The sequence below is a fragment of the Pseudomonas rhizoryzae genome (assembly GCF_005250615.1).
Classification (GTDB): domain Bacteria; phylum Pseudomonadota; class Gammaproteobacteria; order Pseudomonadales; family Pseudomonadaceae; genus Chryseomonas; species Chryseomonas rhizoryzae.
The window spans coordinates 1-5,172 of the sequence record NZ_SULM01000031.1; the positions used below are offsets into that span (position 1 = coordinate 1).

2 protein-coding genes are annotated in these 5,172 nt (G+C 70.6%); both read right to left on the minus strand.

Going from position 1 to position 5,172, the window contains the following annotated elements:
* On the minus strand, window positions 1-4,705 hold a 4,705-nt coding region (locus tag FAZ11_RS24415), incomplete at its 3' end, for a non-ribosomal peptide synthetase (protein ID WP_137283174.1).
* Window positions 4,702-5,172, minus strand: a 471-nt coding sequence (locus FAZ11_RS24420; protein ID WP_137283175.1) for a phosphopantetheine-binding protein, incomplete at its 5' end; no start/stop codon positions are given. The genes FAZ11_RS24415 and FAZ11_RS24420, both read right to left, overlap by 4 nt.

Below are 5,172 nucleotides of genomic sequence, written 5' to 3' on the forward strand. Positions count from 1 at the left end.
CGGGAGTGCGCCGCGCCTGCTCGGCCAGCAGCGTCGGCAGCAGCGGCGTGCGCGGATAGGCTACGGCGGTCTGGTTGCGCGCCGCGACCTGGGCCTGGCACTCGGTGGCATCCAGCAGGCACAACTCGCCCAGCGGCTGGTCGACCAGCCCAGGCAGGCGTTGCAGCAGGCCGTCCAGTTGCCGCGCGAAGCCCTCGACTTGCGCTGTAGTGAAGTGGCTGAGGCGATAGTCGAATCTCAGCCGGAGGGTTTCCCCCTGGCCGACCATCAGGGTCAGGGGGTAATGGTTGAGTTCGGCGCTACGCACCCCGGAGAAGCTCAGGGTGTCGGGCGCCTGGGCCAGGGCGGCGGCGATCGGATAGTTCTCGAATACCAGCAGGGTATCGAATAGCCCATCGCTGCCCTGCCCGGCCCAGCGCTGGATGTCCTGCAAGGGCACCTGCTCGTGTTCGCGTAGCGCCAGGTTGAGTTCCTGCAGCGCCGGTAACCACTCGCCAAGGGTCTGGACCGGCGGCGGATTGACGATCAGCGGCAAGGTATTGATGAACAATCCGAGCTGGCGCTGGATGCCCGGTACCTCGGCCGGCCGGCCGGACAGCACCACACCGCAGGCGACCGCCGCCTGTCCGGTGTGACGTTGCAGCAACAGGGTCCAGGCGGCCTGCAGCAGGGTGTTGAGGGTAACCCGCCGGTGACGGGCGCAGGCCACCAGGGCTGCGGTGGCCGCGGCGGGCAGTTCCAGGCGCAGTTGGGCAGCGCCCTCGCCCGCCACCGTGGGCGCGCTGGCGGCGAGCCGGGTAGGCGCCGGCAGGCCGGCCAGTTGCGCGCGCCAGAAGGCTTCCCCGGCGGCGGGCGCATAGCCGGCGCGCCAGGCGCGGTAGGCCGCCTGGCCCTGGGGCGCGGCGGGCTGACCACCGGCGTATTGTTCGAGCACCTCGGCGAGCAGTTGGGCATTGCTCCAGCCGTCCAGCAGCAGGTGGTGGTTGGTATAGATCAGGTGATGGGCGTCGTCGCCGCAGCGCACCAGGGTCAGCCGTAACAAGGGCGCCTCGGCCAGGGCGAAGCCACGCTGGCGGTCGTCGGCGGCGAGTTGCTCCAGATCCGCGGCGCCGGTGGGACGGTCGCGCCAGTCGAGCAGGGTCAGCGGCAGGCGCACCTCGCGCCGCTGGGCCTGTAGCGGCGTCTCGCGCCCTTCCCAGAAGAAGGCCGTGCGCAGGCTGGCGTGGCGCTCCAGGGCCGCCTGCCAGGCGGCGGTGAAAGCCGCCACGTCCAGCCCCTTGACGTCCAGGCGCAGCTGGTTGACGTAGGTCCCGTCGCCCACCAGCAGTGCCTGGTAGAGCAGCCCGAGCTGCAACGGACTAAGGGGCTCGGCGCGTTCGAACAGCGCCGGGTCCAGTCCGGCGGACTCTACCGAGGTGTCTTCGTCCCGCTCCGCTACCGGCAGCTCCTGCGCCGGGGCCAGCGGCTGCGCCGCCACGGCCAGGGCCGCCAGCGTCTGGTGCTGGAACACCTGGCGTGGCGTCAGTTGCCAGCCGGCCTCGCGGGCCTGGCTGACCACCTGGATGGAGACGATGGAATCGCCGCCACTTTCGAAGAAATTGTCGTCCAGGCCGACCTGCGCCAGCCCCAGCACCCTTTGCCAGATGCCGGCGAGGACGATTTCCGCTTGAGTGGCAGGGACCCGGAGGGCACGCGTCTGCCACTCCGGCTCCGGCAGGGCCTTGCGGTCAAGCTTGCCGTTGGGCGTGCGCGGCAGGCGCTCCAGGGCCACCAGTTGCGCGGGCACCATGTAGTCCGGCAGGCGCTCGGCGAGGGCCGCCCTGACTGCCAGGCGGCGGGTGTCATCGACTTCCGCCGCATCCACCCAGTACCCCACCAGGTGCTGGCCCTGTCCTTGGCGCCGCACCACCACGGCGGCTTCGCGCACGCCCGGCAAGGCGCCGAGGCAGGCTTCGATCTCGCCCAGCTCGATGCGCAGACCGCGAATCTTGACCTGCTGGTCCAGTCGCCCCAGGTAGTCGAGGCGGCCATCCGCACGCCAGCGCGCCAGATCACCGGTGCGATACAAACGGGCGCCGGGCGGGCCGAAGGGATCGGCGACGAAGCGCTCGGCGGTCAGGCCGGGGCGACCCAGGTAGCCGCGAGCCAGGCCGGCACCACCGATGTAGAGTTCGCCAGCAGCGCCCAGGGGCACCGGATTGAGCGCCGCGTCCAACACCCAGAGGCTGGTGTTGGCTAGCGGCTGGCCGAGATTCGGCGGGGCGTTCGGGGTCACCGCGCAGGCCGCCGACCAGATGGTGGTCTCGGTCGGCCCATAGAGATTCCACAGCGCCGTGCCCTGGCGGCCCAGGCGGGTAGCGAGCTCGGTGGTCAGGGCCTCTCCGCCGCAGAGCAGGCGACAGCCGTCGAGGCGAGCGAAATCCGGATGTTCGAGTAGCAGGCGCCAGGTCGAGGGCGTTGCCTGGATCACATTGACGCCCTGCCGGCGGATCTCGCCCAGCAATAATTCCGGATCGCGGGCCTGGAGCCGCGAGACCAACACCACTCGCGCGCCCACCAGCAGCGGCAGGTACAGCTCCAGACCGGCGATGTCGAAGGACAGCGAGGTCAGACCCAGCAACCGATCACTGGCCGCCAGGCCCGGCGTCCGGGCCATGCTGGCAAGGAAGTTGGCCAGTCCGCCATGGCGCACCGCCACGCCCTTGGGCGTGCCGGTGGAGCCGGAGGTGTAGATGACGTAGGCGAGATCCTCGGCCCGGGGCGCCCACTCCAGATCGCTATCAGCCTGGTCGTCCAGCGCGGCGGCTTCGCGATCCAGGCACCAGGTCGGCGTCGCCGTCGCCGGCAGCTCCGCCAGCAAGGTCGTCTGGGTGAGCAGCAGCGCGGCCTGGCTGTCCTCCAGCATCAGGCGCAGGCGCTCGGTCGGGAATTCCGGGTCCAGCGGGACATAGGCGCCGCCGGCCTTGAGCACCGCCAACAGCGCCACCAGCAGCTCGGGGGTCCGCTCCAGGGCGACCCCGACCGCTACCTCCGGGCCCACGCCACGGGCGCGCAGCAGACGCGCCAGGCGATTGGCCCGCTGGTTGAGGGTGGCGTAATCCAGGGCAGCATCACCGGCGACCACGGCGATGGCCGTCGGGGTGCGTCGGACCTGGGCCTCGAAGGCCCGGGTCAGGGTCCAGTCGGGCAACGGCTCGGCGGTGGCGTTCCAACCCTGCAGAAGCGTCCATTCGGCAGCCGGCAATTCCGCCAGATCGGCGAGCGCCCGTTGCGGGGTGCGACAGGCGGCCGCCAGCAGGCGCCGCAAGTGCTCCAGCAGGCGCTCGGCGGTAGCGGCCTCGAACAGGTCGGTGGCATAGGCCAGTACCAGGCGGACGTCCGCGCCCTGCTCCTCGGTGGTGAGCAGCAGGTCGAACTTGGCGATTTCGCCCTCAAGGTGCAGCGGCTCCAGGCGTAGCTCGCCCAGGGAGCTGGCCGGTGCCTGGCGCGCCAGGTGATTGTAGGCCACCTGGAACAGCGGATTGTGCGCCAGGCTTCGCTCTGGGCGCAGCGCGTCCACCACCTGCTCGAACGGCAGATCCTGATGATCCTGGGCGGCCAACACGTTGCGCCGGAGCGCGGCCAGCAATTCGGCGAAGGACTGCCGCGGCGCCAGGTCGCTGTGCAGCACCTGGGTGTTGACGAACAGGCCCACCACCTCGCGGGTTTCGCTACGGGTACGCCCGGCCACCGGGATGCCAACCCGGATGTCGCCCTGGCCGCTGAAACGCGCCAGCACCGCCTTGAAGCCGGCCAGCAGCACCATGAACAGGCTGGCATCGGCACTGCGGGCCAGTTCGCGCAGCGCCGTCACCTCGGCGGCGCTCAGCGTCAGTGTGCGGCTGGCGCCACGGTAACTCTGCTGCGGCGGCCGCGGTCGATCGGTGAGCAGCGCAAGGGGGCGGTCGTCGTCGCCCAGGTGCTCGCGCCAGAAGGCCAATTGCCGCTCGCCCTCGCCCGCCGCCAGCCACAGGGCTTGCCAGCGCGCATGGTCGCTGTAGTCGATGGGCGGTGTCGCCAAGTGCGGTTCCGCGCCCATGGCATAGCCCGCATAGAGGGTGGCGAAATCCCGTTGCAGCAGGTCCAGCGACCAGCCATCGGCGATGCTGTGGTGCACGTTGATCAGCAACAGGTGGTCGTCGGCAGCCAGGCGCGCCAGGCTCACCCGCAACAGCGGGCCCCGGGCCAAGTCGAAGGGTTGCAGGGCGGCGGCCAGCAGCTGCTCGCGGGCTTCGCGCTCTCGCGCCGCGCCTTCCGCGGCCACCAGCGGCACCTTGTGGATGGCTACTTCCGCCGGTGGCCGGATGCGCTGCCAGACCTGGTTGCCGTCCGTCTCGAACAGGGTCCTCAGGCTGGGGTGCTGGCGCTCCAGGGCGGCGAAGGTGCGGGCGAGCGCGACGCTATCCAGGCGGCCGCGCAGGCGCAGGGCGCTAGGCAAGTTGTAGGCCGGGCTCTGGGGATCGAGCTGCCACAGGAACCAGAGCCGGCGCTGGGCGGCCGACAGCGGCGCGCGGGTCGCCGCCTGGCGCACGATGGGCAGCCGCTCCAGACGCACGCCCTTCTGCCGTAACTGGCGCAGGAAATCGAGTTGGCGCGCCTCGGGCAGCGCCGCGAGCCGCTCGGCAATAGCACGCAGTTGCTCAGCTGGCGTGGGTAGATCGGTCATTGCAGGTTCTCCAGCTCGTCCAGCAGGTCATCCATCAGGGCCAGCTCGTCGCGGGCCGCGCTGTCGGATTCGGTACTCAGTTCAAGGGCGAGACGCTCGATGGTGGTGGCCTCGAACAACCGCTGGAACGGCAGCTCGACCCCCAGGCGCTCGCGGATGGCCAGGCCGATCCGGGTCAGTAGCAGGGAGTGCCCGCCCAATTCGAAGAAATCGTCGGTGATGCCAATGGGCGCGCTGGCGAAGACCTCTTCCCAGATCGCCACCAGGCGGGCTTCCAATTCGGTACGCGGTGGCTGATGTACCCGCGGTTGCCAGCTGGGCTCCGGCAGGGCCTTGCGATCCAGCTTGCCGTTGGCCGACAGCGGCATGGCCGCCAGCACCAGCAACTGCGCCGGCACCATGAAGTCCGGCAGTGCTTCGCGCAGCCAGCCGCGCAGCTCGTCGACCGCGACCGCGCCAGTGACGTA